The 21,605-nt window shown below is 71.9% G+C and carries 18 protein-coding genes; 7 read left to right on the top strand and 11 right to left on the bottom strand.

All coding sequences use genetic code 11. The features are described 5' to 3' along the window. Positions 1-215 precede the first annotated feature (215 nt). The 4 genes from ABNF97_RS04955 to ABNF97_RS04940 form a co-directional block, all read right to left on the bottom strand. Positions 216-962 carry a hypothetical protein gene (locus ABNF97_RS04955; RefSeq protein WP_349337776.1) on the bottom strand — a complete coding sequence of 249 codons (747 nt, stop codon included), beginning with the start codon at positions 960-962 and terminating at the stop codon, positions 216-218. 190 nt (positions 963-1,152) lie between these two features. Continuing rightward, positions 1,153-1,530: a hypothetical protein gene (locus ABNF97_RS04950; protein WP_130461398.1), complete on the bottom strand. Its 378-nt coding sequence runs from the start codon at positions 1,528-1,530 to the stop codon at positions 1,153-1,155. A 74-nt stretch (positions 1,531-1,604) separates the two neighbouring features. Beyond that, positions 1,605-4,196 carry an ATP-dependent chaperone ClpB gene (gene clpB / locus ABNF97_RS04945; RefSeq protein WP_349337775.1) on the bottom strand — a complete coding sequence of 864 codons (2,592 nt, stop codon included), beginning with the start codon at positions 4,194-4,196 and terminating at the stop codon, positions 1,605-1,607. Between the two features lie 214 nt (positions 4,197-4,410). Continuing rightward, on the bottom strand, positions 4,411-5,538 hold the full coding sequence (locus tag ABNF97_RS04940) for a hypothetical protein (protein ID WP_349337774.1): 1,128 nt from the start codon (positions 5,536-5,538) through the stop codon (positions 4,411-4,413). A gap of 97 nt (positions 5,539-5,635) precedes the next feature. Here ABNF97_RS04940 and ABNF97_RS04935 point away from each other — a divergent pair, with 97 nt between their 5' ends. From ABNF97_RS04935 to ABNF97_RS04925, 3 genes are all read left to right on the top strand, one after another. Continuing rightward, complete coding sequence (locus tag ABNF97_RS04935; protein WP_130461395.1) at positions 5,636-6,136, top strand: cation:proton antiporter regulatory subunit; 501 nt, start codon at positions 5,636-5,638, stop codon at positions 6,134-6,136. A gap of 4 nt (positions 6,137-6,140) precedes the next feature. Beyond that, a complete protein-coding gene (locus tag ABNF97_RS04930; protein ID WP_130461394.1) occupies positions 6,141-7,343 on the top strand; it encodes a cation:proton antiporter domain-containing protein in 1,203 nt (400 codons plus the stop codon). 197 nt (positions 7,344-7,540) lie between these two features. Beyond that, positions 7,541-7,972: a hypothetical protein gene (locus ABNF97_RS04925; protein WP_130461393.1), complete on the top strand. Its 432-nt coding sequence runs from the start codon at positions 7,541-7,543 to the stop codon at positions 7,970-7,972. Positions 7,973-8,402: 430 nt separating this feature from the next. Here the strand turns inward: ABNF97_RS04925 and ABNF97_RS04920 are convergent, their stop codons facing one another. From ABNF97_RS04920 to dnaK, 7 genes are all read right to left on the bottom strand, one after another. Continuing rightward, positions 8,403-9,041, bottom strand: coding sequence for a DUF4360 domain-containing protein (locus ABNF97_RS04920; RefSeq protein ID WP_130461392.1), 639 nt, complete (start codon positions 9,039-9,041; stop codon positions 8,403-8,405). A gap of 191 nt (positions 9,042-9,232) precedes the next feature. Beyond that, complete coding sequence (locus tag ABNF97_RS04915; protein WP_130461391.1) at positions 9,233-9,880, bottom strand: DUF4360 domain-containing protein; 648 nt, start codon at positions 9,878-9,880, stop codon at positions 9,233-9,235. 248 nt (positions 9,881-10,128) lie between these two features. Next, positions 10,129-10,746 (bottom strand): DUF4360 domain-containing protein, encoded by a 618-nt coding sequence (locus ABNF97_RS04910; RefSeq protein ID WP_130461390.1) that lies wholly within the window; start codon positions 10,744-10,746, stop codon positions 10,129-10,131. A gap of 534 nt (positions 10,747-11,280) precedes the next feature. Beyond that, on the bottom strand, positions 11,281-11,673 hold the full coding sequence (locus ABNF97_RS04905) for a heat shock protein transcriptional repressor HspR (protein WP_502930451.1): 393 nt from the start codon (positions 11,671-11,673) through the stop codon (positions 11,281-11,283). Positions 11,674-11,757: 84 nt separating this feature from the next. Then, positions 11,758-12,945 carry a molecular chaperone DnaJ gene (gene dnaJ, locus ABNF97_RS04900; protein WP_349337772.1) on the bottom strand — a complete coding sequence of 396 codons (1,188 nt, stop codon included), beginning with the start codon at positions 12,943-12,945 and terminating at the stop codon, positions 11,758-11,760. Positions 12,946-13,085: 140 nt separating this feature from the next. After that, positions 13,086-14,072, bottom strand: a complete 987-nt coding sequence (gene grpE / locus ABNF97_RS04895) for a nucleotide exchange factor GrpE (RefSeq protein ID WP_349337771.1) — start codon at positions 14,070-14,072, stop codon at positions 13,086-13,088. 57 nt (positions 14,073-14,129) lie between these two features. Continuing rightward, the gene (gene dnaK, locus ABNF97_RS04890) at positions 14,130-16,007 is read right to left on the bottom strand and encodes a molecular chaperone DnaK (RefSeq protein ID WP_130461386.1); all 1,878 of its coding nucleotides are present in this window, start codon (positions 16,005-16,007) and stop codon (positions 14,130-14,132) included. A gap of 303 nt (positions 16,008-16,310) precedes the next feature. Here dnaK and ABNF97_RS04885 point away from each other — a divergent pair, with 303 nt between their 5' ends. Genes ABNF97_RS04885 through ABNF97_RS04870 form a run of 4 tightly spaced genes read left to right on the top strand, consistent with a single transcriptional unit; the run spans position 16,311 to position 21,600 of the window. Continuing rightward, complete coding sequence (locus ABNF97_RS04885) at positions 16,311-18,191, top strand: ABC transporter (RefSeq protein WP_502930442.1); 1,881 nt, start codon at positions 16,311-16,313, stop codon at positions 18,189-18,191. Continuing rightward, positions 18,188-19,903, top strand: a complete 1,716-nt coding sequence (locus ABNF97_RS04880) for a GTPase (protein WP_130461384.1) — start codon at positions 18,188-18,190, stop codon at positions 19,901-19,903. Before ABNF97_RS04885 ends, ABNF97_RS04880 begins: the two co-directional genes overlap by 4 nt. Further along, entirely contained in the window at positions 19,900-20,361 is a 462-nt protein-coding gene (locus ABNF97_RS04875; RefSeq protein ID WP_130461383.1) for a hypothetical protein, read from the top strand. The genes ABNF97_RS04880 and ABNF97_RS04875 overlap by 4 nt, the downstream gene beginning before the upstream one ends. A 9-nt stretch (positions 20,362-20,370) precedes the next feature. Beyond that, positions 20,371-21,600, top strand: coding sequence for a glycoside hydrolase family 12 protein (locus ABNF97_RS04870; RefSeq protein WP_130461382.1), 1,230 nt, complete (start codon positions 20,371-20,373; stop codon positions 21,598-21,600). Positions 21,601-21,605 lie beyond the last annotated feature (5 nt).

The raw sequence follows: 21,605 nt of genomic DNA, 5'->3' as shown, positions 1-21,605 counted from the left end.
CCCACCGGTACCGCTCCCACAAGGTAGCGGAGGGTCCGGAATCGGAAAAGACCGGCACCGGGCGGAGCCCGACTCCGCCGGCACGCCCGGACATCGGCCTCGCCCGGCCGCCACCCGCCGGCCTCGCCCCCGCCGCCACCCGGCTGGTCGCCGGCCGCCGGACGTGCCGGATCCCCCGGCGGCCGGAGCCGACCGGGGGATCCGGGTGCGCAGGCTCAGCTGGACGGCGGGTTGGACGGCGGGTTGCCGGGCGGGTTGGACGGCGGGTTGCCGGGCGGGTTGGACGGCGGCCCGGCCGGCGGGTACTGCGGGTACCCGGGATCGGCGCCGGGGGTCGACGGCTGGCCCGGGTAGGGCGGCTGCTCCGGGTACGCCGCACCTGGCACCGGCGGCTCCCAGCCGGGCGGCTGCTTGCGGAAGAACTCGTTCGAGGCGGGCAGTGCGAGCAGGACGATCGCACCGAGCAGCGCCAGCAGCGCGATGATCGAGAGAACCGTCGTGACCGGCTCGCTCCAGGACGGCACTTCCGCCTCGAGCCGGCGCTGGATCTCGGCCGTGTCCGGCAGGTCCTCCGCGCCGCCGGTGCTCATCCCCGAGGTCGCCGTGCCGGCGAGGCCGAGCCCGGTGCAGCAGACGCCGATGCCGCCCACCACCCAGGTGGCGATCCGGGCGGCGTTGCGGCCCTGGTTGTTCAGCACGCCGAGCACCACCAGGCCGATGGCGATCAGCAGTTGCAGTACGGCGCCGAATGCGGTGACGGCGACGGCGAAGCCCTCGGCACCCTCGGCGGCGGTACCGGCGTACGCATCCCGGAAGGCCGTCGAGATGGCGCCGAGCGTGGCGAAGCCTACTGCCGCGGTGACGGCGAGCATGGCGGCCGTCAGGTAGAGCAGGTAGGTGGCGATGGTGACGGTGCCCGGGCGCGGCCTAGCGGTCGACGCGGGATTGGCTGGTTCCGACACGGCTCTCCTTTCCTGGCGCGGGTCCCCCCGACTCGGGGGCCCCGGGATCGGCTTGGGCGGATCGGGTGTTCCCGGATCGGTTCTCCCAGATTCCGGACCACCGTATCGGTACCGGCGCGGTCGTTTCCTGGTAAACCGCCGCTGGGTGGTGCGGCGTGCACCGGTGCGGACCGCGGTCCGCGAACCTGCCTCAGCCTGGGGTGACCCGGGCGGCGGCGTACTCGCCCAGGGTGGTCCGGTCCATCAGGCAGCCGCTGAAGGTGGTCAGCTCGGCCGGATCTCCGAGCAGTCCCCGCCAGGCTTCCCGGCCGGCCGCCGGGTCCAGCCGGTCGAGCAGCGTCGCCGCGTACGCCCTGCCGGCGGCCGAGCCGTTCGCCAGCAACCACGACAGCCGGGGACGGACCTCCCCGGCCCGACCCGGCAGTGCCGCCTCGACGGCCCGGTACGCCTCGGTCGGCGGCAACACCTGGCCGGCGAGGCCCACCCCGCCGAACGCGACGACGTCGGCGCCGGCCAGTTCGCGTACCGCCGCGGTCAGGTCGTCGACCTGTCCCGGAAACTCGGTCATGGCACCAATGGTGACCCACCCCGGCCCGGGGCGCTCGCCGAGCGGGCCGGGGCGGGGCGGGTCCGTCAGATCCGTCAGATCCGGTCGACGGTCAGCGACTCCTTGGTCTCCGCCAGGTCGACCCGGACGGTGTCGCCGTCCCGCACCTCGCCGGCCAGCAACGCCTTCGCCAGCCGGTCGCCGATGGCCGACTGCACGAGCCGACGCAGCGGCCGGGCACCGTAGATCGGGTCGTACCCGTGATCGGCCAGCCAGGTCCGGGCCGCGTCGGTGACGTCCAGGCCGAGCCGCCGGTCGGCGAGCCGCCGCCGCAGCCGCTCGAGCTGGATGTCGACGATCCCACGCAGTTCCTGCCCGGTCAGCGAGGCGAAGACCACTATGTCGTCGAGCCGGTTGAGGAACTCCGGGCTGAAGTGCGAGCGGACCACCGCGAGCACCGCCTCCCGACGCTCCTCCTCGCTCAGCGTCAGGTCGGAGACGACCGCCGAGCCGAGGTTCGAGGTGAGGATCAGGATGGCGTTGCGGAAGTCGACCGTACGCCCCTGGCCGTCGGTGAGCCGGCCGTCGTCGAGCACCTGGAGCAGTACGTCGAAGACGTCCGGGTGGGCCTTCTCCACCTCGTCGAGCAGGATCACCGAGTACGGCCGGCGCCGCACCGCCTCGGTGAGCTGTCCACCCTCCTCGTACCCGACGTAGCCGGGCGGGGCACCGACGAGCCGGGCCACCGAGTGCTTCTCGGCGTACTCGCTCATGTCGATCCGGACCATGGCCCGCTCGTCGTCGAAGAGGAACTCGGCGAGCGCCTTGCCCAGCTCGGTCTTGCCGACGCCGGTGGGGCCGAGGAAGAGGAAGCTGCCGGTGGGCCGGTCCGGGTCGGCGACTCCGGCACGGGCCCGGCGCACCGCGTCGGAGACCGCGGCGACCGCCTCGGCCTGGCCGACCACGCGGGCGCCGAGCGAGGACTCCATCCGGAGCAGCTTGGCGGTCTCGCCCTCCATCAGCCGGCCGGCCGGGATGCCGGTCCAGGAGGCGACCACCGCGGCGATGTCGTCGGCGCCGACCTCCTCCTTGAGCATCGCCCCGTCGGCCTGCAGGCCGGCGAGTTCGCCCTCGGCCCGGGTCAGCGCGGCCTTCAGCTCGGGGATCCGGCCGTAGCGCAGCTCGGCGGCGCGTTCCAGCTCGCCGTCCCGCTCGGCCCGCTCCGCCTCGCCGCCGAGCCGCTCCAGCTCCTCCTTGGCGGTGGAGATCCGGGTGATGTGCTCCTTCTCCAGCTTCCACCGCTCGCTGAGCGCGGTGAGCTGCTCGCGCTTGTCGGCCAGTTCCTTGCGGAGCCGCGTCAGGCGCTCGGCCGAGGCCGGGTCGGGCTCCTTGGCCAGCGCCATCTCCTCGATCTCCAGCCGGCGTACCGCCCGCTCGATCTCGTCCACCTCGGTCGGCCGGGAGTCGATCTCCATCCGGAGCCGGGAGGCGGACTCGTCGACCAGGTCGATCGCCTTGTCCGGCAGGAACCGGTCGGTGATGTACCGGTCGGAGAGGCCGGCGGCGGCGACCAGGGCGGCGTCGGTGATGCGCACCCCGTGGTGCACCTCGTAGCGCTCCTTGAGCCCGCGCAGGATGCCGATGGTGTCCTCGATGGTGGGCTCGCCGACCAGCACCGGCTGGAAGCGCCGCTCCAGCGCCGGGTCCTTCTCGATGTGCTCCCGGTACTCGTCCAGGGTGGTGGCGCCGACCATCCGCAGCTCGCCCCGGGCCAGCATCGGCTTGAGCATGTTGCCGGCGTCCATCGAGCCCTCGCCCCGGCCGGCGCCGACCACGGTGTGCAGTTCGTCGAGGAAGGTGATGACCTGGCCGTCGGAGTTCTTGATCTCCTCCAGTACCGACTTCAGCCGCTCCTCGAACTGCCCCCGGTACTGCGCACCGGCGACCATCGCGCCGAGGTCGAGCGAGACCAGCAACTTGTCCCGCAGCGACTCGGGGACGTCACCGGCGACGATCCGCTGCGCCAGCCCCTCGACGATCGCGGTCTTGCCGACGCCGGGCTCGCCGATCAGCACCGGGTTGTTCTTGGTACGCCGGGAGAGCACCTGGATCACCCGGCGGATCTCGGCGTCCCGGCCGATCACCGGGTCGATCTTGCCCTCCCGGGCGCTCGCGGTCAGGTCGACGCCGTACTTCTCCAGCGCCCGGTAGGTCTGCTCGGGGTCGGCGGTGGTGACCCGGCGGTCGCCGCCGCGTACCGCCGGGAAGGCCGCCACCAGGTCCTCCTCGGTCGCACCGGCCTGCTTGAGGGTGCTGGCGACCGCGCCGCCGACCCGGGCCAGCCCGGCCAGCAGGTGCTCGGTCGAGGTGTACTCGTCGCCGAGCGGTCGGGCGATCTGCTCGGCCGCGCCGATCGCGTTGACGAACTCGCGGGAGAGGCTCGGCTCGGCGACACTGGATCCCCGGGCGGCCGGCTGGTTCTCCACGGCCCGGATGGCGGCCCGCCGGATGTCGGCCGGATTCGCCCCGACCGCGCGCAGCAGCCCGGCCGCGGTGGACCCGCCGGTGTCGAGCAGGGAGAGCAGCAGGTGCCACGGCTCGACGGTGGCGTGGCCGCGCTGGTTCGCCGTCGCGACGGCGCCGGTGATGACTTCGCGGCTCTTCGTGGTGAGACGTTCGGCGTTCATGGGCTCCCAATACGGTCCGCCGGCCGTGGCACGGTCCGGCATCGGCAGCGTGGCGGGCGGTGACGCCGCCACCCGGCGACACCACCTCCACTACGAACGACACAACCAGAGTTGAGTCTATTCCACTCAAGTCTGCCCGCGTGACATCAGTCACATTCGTCGCCCGGCGCCGCTCCCCGCGGCGGCCCGACCCGCCGCACCCGGCCCGCCCTCCTCAACCAGTCAACCGCAGGGCGACCCACCGCCGGTCCGTACCGGAGCCCAGACCGAGCCACACCTCGCCGCTGGGCGGGTGCGCGGCGAACAACGTACCGTCGTCCAGTACCCGCAGGTAGTGGCCCCCGACCGGCCAGGGCAGCTGCGCGTACCGGCCCCGTTCGATCAGTCCCACCCCCCGGGGCGAGGTCACCGCCAGCCGCCCGGCGCCGAGCGGCACCGCCGAGACAAAGCGCTCCGGCGGATTCACCGGGTCGGCCGGCACCCAGCCCGGCGGCTCTCCGGCACCGGCCTGGCGCCACAGTCGTGGGAAGCGGGTCCGGTCGCCGGCATGCCCCACCAGCCAGGCGTCGCCGTCGGCCGCCATCATCGGCAGCACGCCCGACAGGCCGCCGCCGAGCGCCGGCAACCCGGCGATCGGCCAGCTCCGACCGCCGTCCGGCGAGACGGCCGGGTACGCACGACCGTCCGCCAACCCGGCGGCGAGCAGCCGGTCACCGGCGTACGCCACGCCGCGCAGACCCGGCACCGGCGGCTGGGCCGGCACGCTCCGGCGGCCCTCACCGGTCCACCGCACCACCGTCGGCGACTCGTCATCGTCACAGCAGACCTGGTAGACGCCCTGCGTCCGGTGGTACCCGGCCGGGGCCCGCTCACCCAGGTGCCGCTGGAAGGTCCGACCGGCATCGCCGGAGACGTACCACCGCGCCGGCTCGACCCAGAGCACCAGGTGGTCGTTGCCGGCGTACAACTGCTGGAAGCCGGCCGGGTGCGGGTGCCGCAGGCGCTGCCACGAGCGCCCGCCGTCGGCGGTACCGAAGAGCAGGTTGGTCGGGTTCGGCCCGGACGGGTCCGGTGCCGGCTCGCCCGGGACCGTCCGCCCGCCGAAGTCGGCGACGAGCACGTAGCCGCGCGCCGCGTCCAGGAACTCGATCTGGTGCGGCACGGCGGCCGGCGGGAGGGGCAGCCGCGCGGGTCGCGACTCCACCGACGGGTCCGGCTCGACCGGCCGGCCGGGTGCGGTCCGCCGGACCTGGCCGACCGGGCCGCCGGTGCAGCCGGCGACGAGCGCGACGGCCAGGACCGGCGCAAGTACCCGTCGGGTGCGCTCCTCACGCAGACGCATCGGTCACCTCCACCGGACACGAGCCGTCACCCGATGGCGGGGTTCCGCCCCCGACGCCGTTATCGGCTCTCGATCGACAACGGGTACGGTAATTCGCGTGCGAGTACGTGTGGAGCAGACGGCGTTGCCCGGGATCGGCGTACGTCACGACGTAGTCACCGCCTCCGGACGCCGGCTGGGTGTAGTCACACACCGCAACGGTCGGCGGGATCTGGTGTTGTACGACCCGGACGATCCTGATTCCTGCACCGCCGACGTTCCGCTCACCGACGACGAGGCCGAGGCGCTGGCAGACATCCTCGGCGCCTCGCTGATGCTGGGACAGCTCTCCGGGCTGCGCCAGCAGGCCGCCGGGCTGCTCACCGAGCAGATCGCCATCCCGGCCGGTTCCCGGTACGTCGGCCGGCCGCTGGGCGACACCCAGACTCGCACCCGTACCGGCGCATCCATCGTCGCGGTCCTCCGGGAGCGCGAGGTGATCGCCTCACCCGACCCAACCTTCCGGTTCGAAGCCGGCGATGTGGTGGTCGTGGTCGGCACCCGTCAGGGACTCGACGGTGTCACCGCGATCCTCGCCGAGACCGACCCGGACGGCTGAGCGTATGCATCACACCACAATCCTGCTAATCGAAACAGGCGCGCTACTACTCGCTCTCGGACTGCTCAGCCGGCTCAGCCGGCGGATCGGGCTCTCGCCGATCCCGCTCTATCTGCTCGCCGGGCTCGCCTTCGGGCACGGCGGCCTGGTGCCGCTCTCGGCCAGCGAGGAGTTCTTCGAGATCGGCGCCGAGATCGGTGTGATCCTGCTGCTGGTCATGCTGGGCCTGGAGTACTCCGCCGACGAGTTGGTCGGCAACCTGCGCGCCGCGGCCCCGGCCGGGCTGGTCGACGGCCTGCTCAACGCGCTGCCCGGTGCGGCCTTCGGGTTGCTGCTCGGCTGGGGCTGGATCGGCGCGGTCGTACTGGCCGGGGTCACCTGGGTCTCCTCGTCCGGAGTCATCGCCAAGGTGCTGGCCGACCTCGGCCGGGTCGGTAACCGGGAGACTCCGGTCATCCTGTCGGTGCTGGTGATCGAGGACCTCGCGATGGCGCTCTACCTGCCGCTGGTCACCGCGATCCTCAGTGGGCAGAGCCTGCTCGGTGGCGGCATCGCACTGACCATCGCGGTCTTCACCGTGGTCCTGGTGCTGGTGGTGGCGATCCGGTACGGCAACCTCATCTCCCGGCTGCTCTCCGCCCGGGACCCGGAGGCACTGCTGCTCGGCGTGCTCGGCCTGACCCTCCTGGTCGCCGGCATCGCGGCCGGGCTCCAGGTGTCGGCGGCGGTCGGCGCGTTCCTGGTCGGCATCGCGCTCTCCGGGCCGGTGGCACACAACGCGACGGAGTTGCTCTCGCCGCTGCGCGACCTCTTCGCCGCCGTCTTCTTCGTGTTCTTCGGCCTGAACACCGATCCCCGGGCGATACCTCCGGTGCTGTTGCCGGCGCTGGCACTGGCCGTGGTCACCATGGCCACCAAGGTGTTGACCGGTTACCTGGCGGCGAAGCGGGTCGGCATCGGGCTGCCGGGTCGGTGGCGGGCCGGTGTGGCGCTGGCGCCGCGCGGCGAATTCTCCATCGTCATCGCCGGGCTGGCCGTCGCCACCAGCGTGGTCAATCCGCAACTCGGCCCGCTGGCCACCGCGTACGTGCTGATCACCGTGGTGACCGGGCCGATGTTGGCCCGGCTGCCCGATCTCGCCTGGTTCAAGCGGTGGCTACGCCGGGCCGCCGCCGGTGGCCCGGCACCGGCACCGGCTCCGGAGTGAACCGGGGCGCGGTGGGGTCCGCGACCCACATGGCGGGATCACCGATGCGCCGGTTCCACCACGGCGTAACGGGTTGATGAAATAGCACGTGACGGCCCTTTCGCAGGCTGGCAACAGCGCGTTACCGTGTCGCCGCAGTAGCCAAGGTCTTGCGGGGGCCGGGTGCCCGGCAGCCGCGCGAGCGGAAAGGCGGCCCGTTGAGCGTGCAGGACTCCGCGTTCCGGGGCTTTGCCAACCCGGTGGACCCGTCTCCCGCCGAGCTTCGAGCCTGGGCCTACGAGCCGGACTCGGTCCCGCTGCACACCATGCCGAAGGACTGGGACCTGCTGGTCTCCGGCGACCGACTGATCGGCACACTCTTCGATCTGGCGATGGACCAGTCGTGTCCGGCCCGCCGGTTCGCGCTGCACTGCCTCTACATCTATGCGGCGGACGGCATCCGGACCAAGTTCCGGGCCCATCCGAAGCGGCGGCTGCGGAAGCTGGTCGAGCAGGCGGAGCGGCTCGGCGACGAGCCGATGGCCATCTGGGCGCACAACACCCGGATGCTCCAGGCGAGGCCGCAGCTGTTCGACTACCGCGACTGGTGCGAGGGCGGCCTGGTCCGGCAGGCTCGCCGGCTGAGCTGACCCGGGCATCCGACCGTTGACGCTGCCCCGGGCACCCGACCGGTCGACGGCGATCGGTGGGCCGGGACCCCCCGTGGACCCCGGACCACCGGCCACCTGCGGTGCCGGCGCGGTGCACGGGACCTGACCTGCGTACCGGAGGACCGCGTCCGCGGGACTCGCACCATCAGTCAGGTTACTGATCTCACCGGCCCCGCGGGCCGGAAACCGGTGGTGGGCCGGGCGGACTCCCGCAGCGGTGATCCTCGGGCGGGCCAGGCGGGGCCGTCGACCGGGATCGACCAGGAAGAGCTGGCGCTCGAAGTACCTCTCCACGAGCGCCAGCCGGGTTCTTCGCTTGAATCGTCGCTACCCCGGACGACGGTCGTCGTACCGGTGTGCGTGGATGCCGACCTGTTTCGGGCGCGCCGGGACCCGGTCCCGGCGAGGCCTACTCGCACCGCATCCAGTTGAAGTGGTAGGTGGTACTGACACTGCCGTCGGTGGAGTCCATCATCATGAAGCTGGTCGTCTTCGGGTCCGACGTGCCCCGCATCACCCGCAGCTCCGTGTTGATGTTGAACAGCCGCACCTCACCACAGGGGGCGTAGACCAGCTCGGCCACGTCCGTGACGTCGGTCGTCTGCCAGCTGTCACTGATCGGACCGGCGATGTTGTGCGTCGCGCTCGCCGTCGCCGACGTGCCCTGGATGTAGTAGCTCGCCCGTTGCATGCCGCTGGCGCCGCGTTCGAGATGGGCGAAGCCGCGGTAGTCGGCCTGTCCGATCGCGTACGTGAAGCCACCCGGGACGTTCACCTGGAGGACCAGCTGGCAGTTCTTCCGGAAGTCGGTCGGCAGCGTGCCCGCGCCGGCCTGGGCGAGGTAGTCGCTGTACGTCACCGTGAACGCGGTGTTGTCCGGCGCCGTGGCGACCGCCGCCGTGCCGAGCCGGCAGCCCGACCCGTTGACCGTCTGGATCTCGACGGTGATGCGCTCGGCGGGTGGGTTGGTGGTCGGTACGGGGTCGTCGAGTACCGGCAAGCCCATTAACGACGCCGCCAGACTGCCGATGACTAACGTGTGCAACATTTTCCGGGGCTCCCTTCGGTCATCGTCGCGCGAGCCGTTGCCCGCGCGATGTATCGAACTTCATCCATTAACTTGGATGACCCTCTTCACCGGTTCCCGCACCGGCCCGACAGGCCGACCGGGCGGGCCCCCGCCCTCCAGGGCCGGGGTGCCGGAACAGGAATCCGGCACCCCAACCCGGAGGGCCCACGTCAGGCCTCTTCGCACTTCTTCCATGCAAAGTGGTAGATGGTGTTGATAGCGCCGTCCGTCGAGTCCATCGCCATGAAGCTGGTGGTGGTCGCCGGGTTGGACGTGCCGACGTTCACCCGCAGCTCGGTGTTGATGTTGAGGAAGCGCATCTCACCGCAGGGCGCGTAGCTCACCGAGGTCAGTTCCTCGGTGTCCGTCGTCTGCCAGCTGTCGTTCAGCGGGCCGCTGAACGAGTGGCTCCGGTACGTCGTCGGCGAGGAGCCCTGGAAGTAGTAGTTCGCCCGAGCCACCGCGGTCGCACCGTTCTCCAGGTAGGCGTAGCCGCGGTAGTCCGCCTGGAGGATTGCGTAGGTGAAGCCCTCCGGGACGTGCACCTGCAGGGCCAGCTGGCAGTTCTTCCGCGAGTCGGTCGGCCGCGCCCCCACGCCGACCTGGGCGAGATAGTCGCTGTAGGTCACCGTGAAGGCGGTGTTGTCGGGGGCGACCGCGACGGCCGCGGTCCCGGCCGGACAACCCGAACCATTGATGGTAATGACCTCGATGACAATCTTCTCTGCCGGAGGCTCCACGGGCGGATCCGTCGGGATGACAATCGCGCCGCCGAGCATCGAAGCAACGAGACTGCCAATGGCCAGCACACTGATCATGGGTTCCCTCCCGATCGTGCCGATAATGTCGCGCGCGCACTTGTACCCTAACTCTATTTATTGATGTTCGTCAATGTCTTATACCTGAATGCACAACGGCGGGAAGAGTGCTAGGACGAGGAGCGACACCGAAAAGCACAAGGGCCCCCGAATCAGCTCGATGGACATTCACCATTCCATCGGCCGACTCGGGGGCCCTTCGCGCTAACTTAGCGGACCGCCCCGGGGGACGCTGCTACGGCAGAGCGTCAGCACTCTCTCCAGCTGAGGTGGTAGACGCTGCGCACACTGCCGCGGGTCGAGTCCATCGCCATGAAGCTCGTACCACTCTCCGAGTCCCCGACATCCACCCGCAGTTCGGTGTTCACGTTGAGATTGCGTTCCTGGCCGCAGGGCGCGTAGATCAGTGTCGAGGCCCGCTCGGACGTCCGCCACACGCCACTGTACGGCCCGGTGAATTCGTGGCTCTGCTGCGCGTTGGACGAACTTCCCATGAAGTAGTAGTTGGAGTGCTGCGAACCGCTGGCCCCGCGCTGGAGGTACGCGAAGCCCTGCAGGTCCACCTGGGACACCGCGAAGGTGAAGCCCTGTGGGATCTTCACTCGCAGGTTGAGCTGGCAGTTCTTCCTGAACTCGGTCGGCTTCGCCCCGGCGCCGGCCAGGACGAAGTAGTCGCTGTAGCTGACCGTGAAGGCCGTGTTGTCCGCGGCGGTGCTGACCTGGGCGGTCCCCGCCGGGCACCCCGAGCCGTTGACGGTCTCCACGCTGATGGTGATCCCCTCGGCGGGGGTCACCAAGGGCTCGGTAGCTACCGTCGAGGCAAACAATGCCGCGAGTACGCCGCCGACAGCCATCACGTTGGGCATGGTAGTTCCTTCCGGTCGTCGCGATGCGGTCGCGCCCGCAGCCCACCATAGCCATGACATTGATTGTCGTCAATTAAACAATCTTGTAACCATACACATTTCAAGAAACGCTGATCAATTCTCATCGATCAAGCCGCAGGTATCCACGGGCCACGCCGTAGCATGGCACCCGGACACGACCCGGCGACCCGCCGCCCCTTACCCATGCCGGGCGGGAGCGACATGACGCTTCATGACCTTCACCAAGGCGTCCGACGGAAGATCCGAAGATCGGCGGATCCGCTGACTCCGACGTCACCCGCTTCGTACGGTGAAGCCTCCCGAGCCGGCCGGGGGTAATGGTTTCAGAGCCTGAGACTAACGGATTCCGAGATTCGGGCGTAATGTTCGCGAAACACCCGGGGTATTGGTTTCGGAGCGCCATCGGGTCGCCCGTGTCCCGACATGCGAGAACCGTCGGTCTCCGAAAGACCCGCCGCCGTCCCGGACCTCGCAGGAGATCCGGGACGGCCGGGGAGTATCAGGCGGGCGGCGTCAGGCCGACGGATCGGTGCCGCGGCGGGGACGCCAGACGACCAGCGCGGTCGAGGGCCGGCTGGTGGGCACCAGGTCCCGGCGGGGCAGCCCGCCCAGCGCCTCCAGCTCCGCCACCCGGCGGTAGGCGGCCTCCAGCTCGGCCTGTAGACCGGCGACCCGCTGCTGGAGCTCGTCAACCATCTGCTCCAGCACGATGATCCGCTTGATGCCGGCCAGGTTGACACCGTCGTCCTGGCTGAGCCGCTGCACCTCACGCAGCAGCGCCACGTCGCGGGCGCTGTACCGGCGCCCACCCCCCGGGGCGCGACCGGGCTGCACCAGCCCCATCCGGTCGTACTGCCGCAGGGTCTGCGGGTGCATGCCGGCCATCCGGGCCGCGACCGAGATCATCAGGACCTTGGCGTCGGACGCCTGCTCGACCGAGACGACGACGTAATCCTCGGCCACCTTGATCACCTCCGCGTTGCCAACAGCTCAGTTGAAACGACGCACCCGGGCGTCGAGATGTTCCCGTGCCGCCGCCGGAGTTTGCGCGGCGAACTCCTCCAGCGCCTTCCTGGCCTCCGGCGAGAGCTGCTCGGGAACCATGATCTCCACGGTCACCAGCAGATCGCCGGCCTGGCCGTCCCGCCTCGACACACCCCTGCCCCGAGCCCGGAGCGTACGGCCGCTCGGCGTGCCCGGCGGCACCCGCAGGGTCACCGACGAGTCCAACGTCGGCACCCGCAGATCCGTCCCGAGCACCGCCTCGGCGATGGTGATCGGCACGGTCAGGGTCAGGTCGTCGCCGCTGCGCCCGAAGATGTCGTCGGAGCGGACCTTGACCAGGACGAACAGGTCGCCGGGCGGGCCGCCCCGATCGCCCGGCTCACCCCGGCCGGCAAGCCGGATCCGCTGACCGTCCGCCACCCCGGCCGGAAACCGCACGTTGAGCGTGCGGGACTTGGTGACCCCGCCGGTACCCCGGCACTCCGGGCACTTCTCGTCCACGATCGTGCCGACGCCCTGGCACTCGCGGCACGGCTCGGAGAAGCTGAACGAGCCCTGGTTGCGGGTGACGACCCCGGCACCCCGGCACTGCGGGCAGGTCCGGGGCAGCGTCCCCGGCTTGGCGCCGTCACCGTGGCAGGTGTCGCAGACGCCGGGAGCGCGCAGCGTCAGCGGCACCGTGACCCCGCGTACCGCGTCGCCGAAGTCGAGCATGACCTCGGCCTCGACGTCCCGGCCCCGGGCCGGGCCGCGGGTCCGGGTCGGACCACCGCCGGAAAAGATCGAACTGAACAGGTCGGAGAAACCCGCACCGCCGAACCGGCGGTCCTCGCCGGCCGCGCCGCCCGGCTGGCCGACCCCGCCGAAGAGGTCCGAGACGTCGAACGGGTAGCCGCCAGCACCGCCCGCCCGGGCGTTGCGCCGAAACGCGCCCGACCCGAAGAGCGAGCGCATCTCGTCGTACTCCTTGCGCTTGCGCGCGTCGGCGAGCACGTCGTACGCCTCGGAGACGGCCTTGAATCGCTCCTCGGCCTGGGTGTCACCCGGGTTGTGGTCCGGGTGGGATTCCCTGGCCAGCTTCCGGTAGGCCTTCTTGATCTCGTCAGGAGAGGCGGACCTGGCCACCCCCAGCACGGCGTAGAAGTCCTTCTCCAGCCAGTCTTTGGAACTCATCGGTCGTCCACCCCCTTCCCCTGTGGCGCGGTCGAGGTGCCGCCCGCACCCCATCCGACGGATGGCGTACGGGTGGCACCTCGACCGCGACGCACCGGCTCAACCTCGCTTCGACCCGGTCTCCTCCGGCACCGGAGCACTCACTCCGGCTCCGGATCGGCCACCCCGACCAGCGCGGCCCGCAGCAGCGAGTCGTTGACCTGGTAGCCCCGGCGCAGCACCTCGACGCAGGTGGACTCGGTGACGTCGGCTGAGGTCTGGTGCGCGACCGCCTCGTGCAGGTTCGGGTCGAACGGGTCGCCCTTCTCGCCGAACGGGGTCAGGCCGAACTTGCCCAGTGTCGTGATCAACTGTTCTGCCACCGTGCCGAACGGCCCGACCAGGTCGCCGTGCTCGCGGGCCCGGTCGAGGTCGTCGAGTACGGGCAGCAGCGCGGCCAGTACGACCCGGGTGGCCCGGTCCGCGTCCCTGGACCGCTCCCGGTCCATCCGCTTGCGGTAGTTGGCGAACTCCGCGGTCACCCGCTGGAGATCCTTGACCCGCTCGTCCAGCTCGGCCCGGAGCGCGGCCAGCTCGGCGCCGAGCGGGGCGGACCCGTCGGCGTCGGCGGCGGCCTCGGCGACCGGATTGACCGGTGCGTCCACCACCGGTCCGTCCGTGCCGGACGGTCGATCCGCCGCCAGCACCTCGGCGAGTTCGGTGTCGTCGACCACCGGGGGGCCCGGCTCGGTGGTCTCGGCGCCGGAGTCGTCGGTGGTGGGGTCACCCGGATCGGTGGTCGAGTCGTCCACCTCCGGTCCGCTCTCGGCCGACTTCGCGTCGTCGACAGAGGCGGCGGCACCGGTCGACGCGGTGTCGTCGACCTCTCCGGCGGCCACGACCGGCTCGGCGTCGCCCGGCGGCTCGGGGTCCGGGTTCGGATCCTTCGCCGCCAGGGTGGAGCCGTCGGTCGTACCGTCCGGGTCGGCTGCTGCCGAACCCGGCTGGTCGTCGGTCAGGTTGATCTTCCGGTTGTTCCGGATGACGACGCCCTCGCCGGCCGTGTCCGTGACGGGGTCGGCGGGTGCGGAGCCACCCGGCACCGATCCGGTGGACTCCGGATCAGCGGCTCGTGGCTTGTCCGTCATTCGACTACCTCAATCCGTTGTGCTTGCGGCCAGGCCGGGTACGCAGGGAGCGGAACGTCACTTCTTGTCGTCCTCGTCGACGATCTCCGCGTCCACCACGTCGTCGGCGCCACCCTTGGCACCGGTCGGTCCGGCCTCGGGGCCGGCGCCGGCGGCACCCGGCTGCCCCTGCTCGGCCTGCTGCTGCGCGTAGAGCAGCGAGCCGGCCTCCTGGGAGATCTTGAGCAGCTTCTCGTGGGCCGACTTGACGCTCTCCAGGTCGGTCCCGCCGAGCGCGGAGCGCAGGTCGCCGAGGGCCTCGTTGATCTTGTCGCGCGGCTCGGCCGGCAGCTTGTCCCCGCTCTCGGCGAGGAACTTCTCGGTCTGCCACTGGAGCTGCTCGGCCTGGTTGCGGGTCTCCGCCTCGTCCCGGCGCCGCTTGTCCTCGTCGGCGTGGTCCTGGGCGTCCCGCATCATCCGCTCGATGTCGTCCTTCGGCAGCGCCGAGCCGCCGGTGATCGTCATCGACTGCTCCTTGCCGGTGCCGAGGTCCTTCGCGTTGACGTGCACGATGCCGTTCGCGTCGATGTCGAAGGTGACCTCGACCTGCGGCACACCGCGCGGCGCCGGCGGCAGGCCGGTCAGCTCGAAGGTGCCGAGCTTCTTGTTGTAGGCCGCGATGTCCCGCTCGCCCTGGAAGACCTGGATCAGCACCGACGGCTGGTTGTCGTCGGCCGTGGTGAAGACCTCGGAGCGCTTCGTCGGGATGGTCGTGTTGCGCTCGATGAGCTTGGTGAAGATGCCGCCCTTGGTCTCGATGCCCAGCGACAGCGGGGTGACGTCGAGCAGCAGGACGTCCTTGACCTCGCCCTTGAGCACGCCGGCCTGGAGCGCGGCACCGACCGCGACGACCTCGTCCGGGTTGACGCCCTTGTTGGGCTCCCGGCCGGTGAGCTGCTTGACCAGCTCGGAGACGGCCGGCATCCGGGTCGAGCCGCCGACCAGGATCACGTGGTCGACGTCGGAGACCTTCACCCCGGCGTCCTTGATGGCCTGGTCGAACGGGCCCTTGCAGCGGTCGAGCAGGTCCTGCGTCATCCGCTGGAACTCCGCCCGGGTCAGCGTCACGTCGAGGTGCAGCGGTGCCGACGGGGCACCGTCGCCGCCCGCCGGGCCGGCCGTGATGTACGGCAGGTTGATGCTGGTGGTGGTGGCGGCGGAAAGCTCGATCTTGGCCTTCTCGGCCGCCTCGCGCAGCCGCTGCATCGCCATCTTGTCCTGGGACAGGTCGACACCGTGCTGGCCACGGAAGGTCTTCACCAGGTGGTCGATGACCCGCTCGTCCCAGTCGTCGCCACCGAGGAGGTTGTCACCGCTGGTCGACTTGACCTCGATGACCCCCTCGGCCAGCTCCAGCAGCGACACGTCGAAGGTGCCGCCACCGAGGTCGAAGACCAGGACCGTCTGCTCCTTGGAGCCCTTGTCCAGCCCGTACGCCAGCGCCGCCGCGGTCGGCTCGTTCACGATCCGCAGGACGTTGAAGCCGGCGATCTCCCCGGCCTCCTTGGTGGCGGTCCGCTGCGCGTCGCTGAAGTACGCCGGAACGGTGATCACGGCGTCGGTGATCCGCTCGCCCAGGTACGCCTCGGCGTCCCGCTTGAGCTTCATCAGCGTCCGGGCGGAGATCTCCTGTGAGGTGTACTTCTTGCCGTCGATGTCGACGGACCAGTTGGTGCCCATCTCCCGCTTGACCGACCGGATGGTCCGGTCCGGGTTGGTCACCGCCTGACGCTTCGCGACCTCACCGACGAGCACCTCGCCGTTGCGGGCGAACGCGACGATCGAAGGAGTCGTCCGCGAGCCCTCGGCGTTCGCGATGACGGTGGGCTCACCGCCTTCGAGAACGCTGACGCAGGAATTCGTCGTGCCGAGGTCGATTCCGACCGCACGTGCCATCTTCGCTTCCTCGCTTCGTTACAAGGCAGGTGACGGGCACCGCCCGCAGCGCACCCACCACAAGTTGAGTGGACCGGACTCAATAGTGCCACGATCCGCCGTACGCGCAAAGTCGGACTTGAGTCACATCGACGCAACCCACCGCGCGGCTTCCACCACCGCGAATCCGTCCGCGCGGGAGGCCATCGACGGTGGTCGTGGGTATCCGGACAGCCGGCCAGGAAACCGGCGGCGCGCCGCGCACCGATCCGTGGGCGAGCACGCCTGTTGTCTGTCTTGCAGGGATCGGGCAGTCTTTACCCCGTGACGACCCACGGCGAACCGGCCACCGGCCTCGGCACGCCCCTGGTCGGCCCGGAAACCCCCATCGCCGACGCGGATCGCGAGCAGGCCGAAAGCCCCCTCCGGCGCCCGCCGGCCGACGACCCCGCCGTCACCGCAGGGCCGGTGCCAACGGCCGGTGACGCGGGGACGGACCTGCGCTGGGCGCTGACCCGGCTGCGGGGCGCGATCGACGTCACCGCCTATCCACTGGCGCTGCCCGGGGCGGACGAAGCCCGTCAGCTCGGCTCCGCGCTGCGGGCCCAGCTCGCCGACTACCTACTGCCCCGACTCGCCCGGCTCGACGCGCCGCTGCTGGTGGTCGTCGGCGGCTCGACCGGTGCCGGCAAGTCGACACTGGTCAACAGCCTGGTCCAGGCCCGGGTCAGCAGCGTCGGCGTCCTCCGGCCGACCACCCGCTCGCCGGTGCTGGTCTGCAGCCCGCTCGACTCGGCGTGGTTCCGGCAGGGCGACCTGCTGCCCGGGCTGACCCGGACCACCAGCCCCGGAGATCAGCCGGACACCCTGCACCTGGTCACCGCACCGGCGCTCCCCGCCGGGCTGGCCTTCCTGGACGCGCCGGACATCGACTCGGTGGTGGACGCCAACCGGGCGCTCGCCGCCCAACTGCTCGCCGCCGCCGACCTGTGGCTCTTCGTCACCACCGCCGCCCGGTACGCCGACGCGGTGCCCTGGGAACTGCTGCGCACCGCCCGGCTTCGCGGCACGGCGATCGCGCTCGTCCTCGACCGGGTGCCGCCGGCAGCCGCCGACGAGGTGACCGCGCACCTGGCCGAGATGCTCGCCGAGCACCAACTCGACGCCGCGCCGCTGTTCGTACTCCCGGAGACGGTGGTCGACGGGCAGGGGCTGCTGCCCGGACGGCTGACCGAACCGCTGCGCTCCTGGTTCGGCCGGCTCGCCGCCGACTCGGAGGCCCGGGCGGCGGTGATCCGGCAGACCCTCGACGGCGCCGTCGCCGCGCTCGGCCCGGCCGTCGAGAGCCTGGCCACCGCCGCCGACCAGCAGGCGAACGCCGCACAGGCGCTGGACGAACGGGTCCGCAGCGCCTACCGGGGCGCCCGCCGCTGTGTCGAGGAGGCGCTGCGGGACGGCCGGCTGCTCCGGGGCGAGGTGCTGGCCCGATGGCAGGAGTTCGTCGGCACCGGCGAACTCTTCCGCACCCTGGAGGCCCGGGTCGGCCAGCTCCGTGACCGGCTCGTCGCGGCGGTGACCGGCCGTCCCGCCCCGAACGCCCAGCTCCGCAGCGCGATCGAGTCGCAGCTCGTCACCCTGCTGCGGGAGTCCGCCGCCACCGCCGCCGAGCAGACCGCCGCGGCCTGGCAGACCCATCCGGCCGGCGCCGCGCTGCTCACCAGCGAGCTGTCCCGGCCGGGCGAGGACCTGCCGGAGCGGGCCGAGCGGCTGGTCCGGGACTGGCAGCGCGGCGTACTGGAGCTGGTCCGCACCTCCGGCGGCGACAAGCGGTTCGTGGCCCGCAGCGCGGCGTACGCGGTGAACGCCACCGGCCTGGCGGTGATGATCGCCGTCTTCGCCTCCACCGCGTTCATCCCGACCGGGCTGGAGGTGGCGGCGGCCGGCGGCACCACCGTCGCCGCCCAGAAGGTACTGGAAGCGATCTTCGGCGACCAGGCCACCCGCAGCCTGGCCACCCGGGCCCGGGCGGAGCTGCTCGGTATGGTCGACCGACTCTTCGAGGAGGAGGCGGCCCGCTACCTGGCCCGCACCGCGACCGCCGGGGTCGACGCCGGCCACGGCGACCAGCTCCGCGAGGCCGCCCGGCTGGTCGACGCCGCGCGGGACGGGGCGGACCAGACAGCCGGAGCGGAGGCGGCCCGATGACGGACATCCTGGGCAGGGTCCGGGACACGTTCCGCTCCGACCAGCGGGCCGACCCGGACCGGCTGGTCGAGCGCCTGCACGCGATCAACCGGTTCCTCGGGGTCGTCGACGGCCACCTGCCCGACGAACGGCTGGTCGCGGCGCACACCCTGATCGAGCGCGCCGGCACCCGGCTGGCGCTCTCCCGCGACCACACGGTGGTGGCGCTGGCCGGTGCCACCGGCAGCGGCAAGTCCAGCCTGTTCAACTCGCTGGCCCGGTTCGAGATGTCACCGGTCGGGGTACGCCGGCCGACCACCGGGGTCACCCACGCCTGCGTCTGGGGGCCGCTGCACGACGCCACCCGGCTGCTCGACTGGGTCGGCGTACTGCCCCGGCACCGGTTCGTCCGGGAGAGCGCGCTGGACGGGGCGGACGAGGCGGCCCTGCACGGCCTGGTCCTGCTCGACCTGCCCGACTTCGACTCGGTCGAGTGGTCGCACCGCTCCGAGGTGGACCGGCTGCTCGGCCTGGTCGACCTCGTCGTCTGGGTGGTCGACCCGCAGAAGTACGCCGACAGGGTGCTGCACCGCAGCTACCTGCGCGAGTTCCACCGGCACCGGGACGTCACCGTGGTGGTGCTCAACCAGGCCGACCGGCTGGCACCGGACGACCTGCCCCGGGTCCTCACCGACCTGCGCCGGCTGGTCGACGCCGACCAGCTCAGCGGGGTGCCGGTACTCACCACCTCGGCGCTGACCGACGCCGGTACGGCACCGCTGCGGGCCCAGCTGGAGCAGGCGGTGGCACAGCGGCAGGCGGCACTGCGCCGGCTCTCCGGAGACGCGGACGCGGTCGTCGACGGGCTCGCCGGGCTGGTCGCCCCGGGGCGGGCCGACGACGACGTGGACCGGCCGACGATCCGCCGGCTGATCGACGCGCTGGCCGCCGCGGCCGGCGTACCGGCCGTGGCGGAGGCGACCGAGCAGGCGTACCGGCACCGGGCGGTGGCGGCGACCGGCTGGCCGCTGGCCCGGGGCCTGCGACGCCTACGCCCCGACCCGCTCCGCCGGCTGCACCTCGGCGAGGCGCCCGTCGCGCCGGAACGCGCACCGGAGCCGGGTGGGCTGCTCGGCATCGAGCGCGCGCCGGTGGCGGCGACCTCGGTGCCCGAGCCGACCGCGGCGCAGCGCTCCGCGGTCGGGCTGGCCGTCCGGGCGGTCGCCGACCGGGCCGGCGCGACGCTGCCGGATCCCTGGCCGGCGGCGGTGACGGCGGCGGCCCGCTCCCGGCTGGCCGACCTGCCCGACGCACTCGACCGGGCCGTCGCCACCACCGACCTCGGGGTGCAGCGCCGGCCGGTCTGGTGGCGGCTGGTCAACGCGGTGCAGTGGCTGGTCACCGTCGCCGCCGCGATCGGCCTGGGCTGGTTGGTCCTCGGCTACGCGGTACGCGCCCTCGGGCTGCCGGAACTGGAGTATCCGATGGTCGGGGTGGCGCCGCTGCCCACCGCCCTGCTGCTCGGCGGCCTGCTCTGCGGCGCACTACTCTCGCTGCTGGTCAAGCCGGTGATCAGGTGGGCGGCCCGCCGGGCCCGGTGGCGCGCCGAGGGCCGGATGCACGACGCCGTGGCCGAAGCCGCCCGGGGCTTGGTGGTGACCCCGGTCCGCGAGGTGCTGCGGGCCTACGCCGAGGCACGGTCCGCCCTGGGTGTGGCCTCGGCCCGCCGATGACCGGCCGCGCCCCGACGGCCGGCGGCGGGTCGTCGCCGATCGGCGGGTGGCGGCCGGTCCTGGTCCGGGGCGGGCTGGTGCTGCTCGGCGTACTGCACGTCTGCTGGGGGGTGCCGGCCGTTCTGGCGCCACGCTGGTTCTTCGACAACTTCCCCGGCTTCGGGCTCTCCTGGACGGCCGGCTACCCGCCGTACAACCCCCATTTGATGACCGACGTCGGGGCGGCGTTCCTGACCCTGGGCGTGATGTTGCTGGCGGCCGCCTGGTTCGACGACCGTCGGGTCACCGCCGTGGTGCTGACCGGGCTGCTGATCTTCGGCACCGTGCACCTGGTCTTCCACCTGGCGCACACCGGCACGCTGAGCAGTGCCGATCTGCTCGCCAGTCGGGGGGCGCTGCTGCTCGGCGTGCTCGGTCCCGGCGCGCTGCTCGTGCTGGACCGGCGCCAGCGGGCGTAGGGTCGGTGCATGGCCTCGCCTCGGACCCCTTTTGAAGCCGTGTTGCATGCCGCCCGCGACGTGACCAAGCTCGACTGCGCCCTGGACGCCGAGATGCTCGGCACCGCACTGCTGGGCAGCGTCTACGCGATCGCGGAGGAGGATCGCAACAATGCCGTTCGGGACTTCGTGGGCGACTTCCTCTCCGCGACGTCCCGTCGGCGTACCGCCGCCGCGACCACGATCCGGACCGTCTTCGCGGCCCTGGTGCCGGACGCCGCCGGCGCCGCCTCGGTCCGGCCGGGCGCGCAGGCGCCGTCCTGGTCCGACCAGCTCGGCAAGGTACGCCTGACCGGCAGCTACGCCTACGGCGACGTGTACGGCGACCAAACCTCCTACCTCGCCACCTTCGCCTATGACGACAGTGCGGCGGGTGGCCCGGAGCACGCGGTGGTGGCCCTGGTCGACCACAACATCGGCATCACCAAGGACGTCTTCGTCGGCGGTCCCGCCGAGCGGATCCTCGGCGAGATCCGGCAGATGTGTGCCGGTGACGCGCTGACCTGGTTCCGGGAGGAGGATCCGGCGCGGCTGCGCGGCGAGGTCGCCCGGCACCTGGACATCACCGACGAGTTGGGGGACCTGCCCGACCAGGGTTCGCTCGCCACCGACCGGACCCTGGTCGGTGCCCGGCTGGCGCTGCTGCCCCCGCCCGCGCCGACCGCCGTCATCGGCGACGCGGCCGAGCCGCTCTCCACGACCGAGCGGGACCGGTTGGTCCGGTCCTTCCTCGCCTCGCCCGAGGCCGCCCGGTTCGGCCTGTCCGAGGTACCCGAGGCCGATCTCGCCTCGCTGCACTTCTGCCTCAGCCTGGTACTCGACCACGCGGCGACCTTCGCCGAGCCGGACCCGCTGCGGTGGAGTCCGGCGGTGGCCGGCCTGTTGCTGCTCGACTGGGTGCACCGGCGGGCGGTACTCGACATGGACGACGCCGCGATGCTGCCGAGGGTGGTCCGGAGCTGGGCGGCGTACGCCGGCCGGTTGCGCGGGCTGCCGGCCGAGGCGGCGGCCCAGACCGACAGCTCGATCGAGGAGATGGTGCCGGAGTTCGTCCGGCTCTACACCACCGGGGAGCGACGCAGTCCGGCGACGGCGGCGGTGGCCCAGCTCATCGCCGACGGCGTCGACCCGAACGACCCGGCGGCGCTGGACGCCTGGATCGAGGCGAACCGGCAGCGCCTGGACGAGGACCCGGCATAGCCCCC

Origin of the sequence: Plantactinospora sp. B6F1 (assembly GCF_040120695.1) — a bacterium.
Classification (GTDB): domain Bacteria; phylum Actinomycetota; class Actinomycetes; order Mycobacteriales; family Micromonosporaceae; genus Plantactinospora.
This window is presented reverse-complemented; position numbering and strand designations above follow the sequence as displayed.

Excerpts from the sequence above, each read along its gene's own strand:
- ABNF97_RS04950 (WP_130461398.1), bottom strand. The coding sequence starts at position 1,530 with ATGACCGAGTTTCCGGGACAGGTCGACGACCTGACCGCGGCGGTACGC.
- clpB (WP_349337775.1), bottom strand. The coding sequence starts at position 4,196 with ATGAACGCCGAACGTCTCACCACGAAGAGCCGCGAAGTCATCACCGGC.
- ABNF97_RS04940 (WP_349337774.1), bottom strand. The coding sequence starts at position 5,538 with ATGCGTCTGCGTGAGGAGCGCACCCGACGGGTACTTGCGCCGGTCCTG.
- ABNF97_RS04930 (WP_130461394.1), top strand. The coding sequence starts at position 6,141 with ATGCATCACACCACAATCCTGCTAATCGAAACAGGCGCGCTACTACTC.
- ABNF97_RS04920 (WP_130461392.1), bottom strand. The coding sequence starts at position 9,041 with ATGTTGCACACGTTAGTCATCGGCAGTCTGGCGGCGTCGTTAATGGGC.
- ABNF97_RS04915 (WP_130461391.1), bottom strand. The coding sequence starts at position 9,880 with ATGATCAGTGTGCTGGCCATTGGCAGTCTCGTTGCTTCGATGCTCGGC.
- ABNF97_RS04910 (WP_130461390.1), bottom strand. The coding sequence starts at position 10,746 with ATGCCCAACGTGATGGCTGTCGGCGGCGTACTCGCGGCATTGTTTGCC.
- ABNF97_RS04905 (WP_502930451.1), bottom strand. The coding sequence starts at position 11,673 with ATGATCTCGGTCGCGGCCCGGATGGCCGGCATGCACCCGCAGACCCTG.
- dnaJ (WP_349337772.1), bottom strand. The coding sequence starts at position 12,945 with ATGAGTTCCAAAGACTGGCTGGAGAAGGACTTCTACGCCGTGCTGGGG.
- grpE (WP_349337771.1), bottom strand. The coding sequence starts at position 14,072 with ATGACGGACAAGCCACGAGCCGCTGATCCGGAGTCCACCGGATCGGTG.
- dnaK (WP_130461386.1), bottom strand. The coding sequence starts at position 16,007 with ATGGCACGTGCGGTCGGAATCGACCTCGGCACGACGAATTCCTGCGTC.
- ABNF97_RS04880 (WP_130461384.1), top strand. The coding sequence starts at position 18,188 with ATGACGGACATCCTGGGCAGGGTCCGGGACACGTTCCGCTCCGACCAG.
- ABNF97_RS04875 (WP_130461383.1), top strand. The coding sequence starts at position 19,900 with ATGACCGGCCGCGCCCCGACGGCCGGCGGCGGGTCGTCGCCGATCGGC.
- ABNF97_RS04870 (WP_130461382.1), top strand. The coding sequence starts at position 20,371 with ATGGCCTCGCCTCGGACCCCTTTTGAAGCCGTGTTGCATGCCGCCCGC.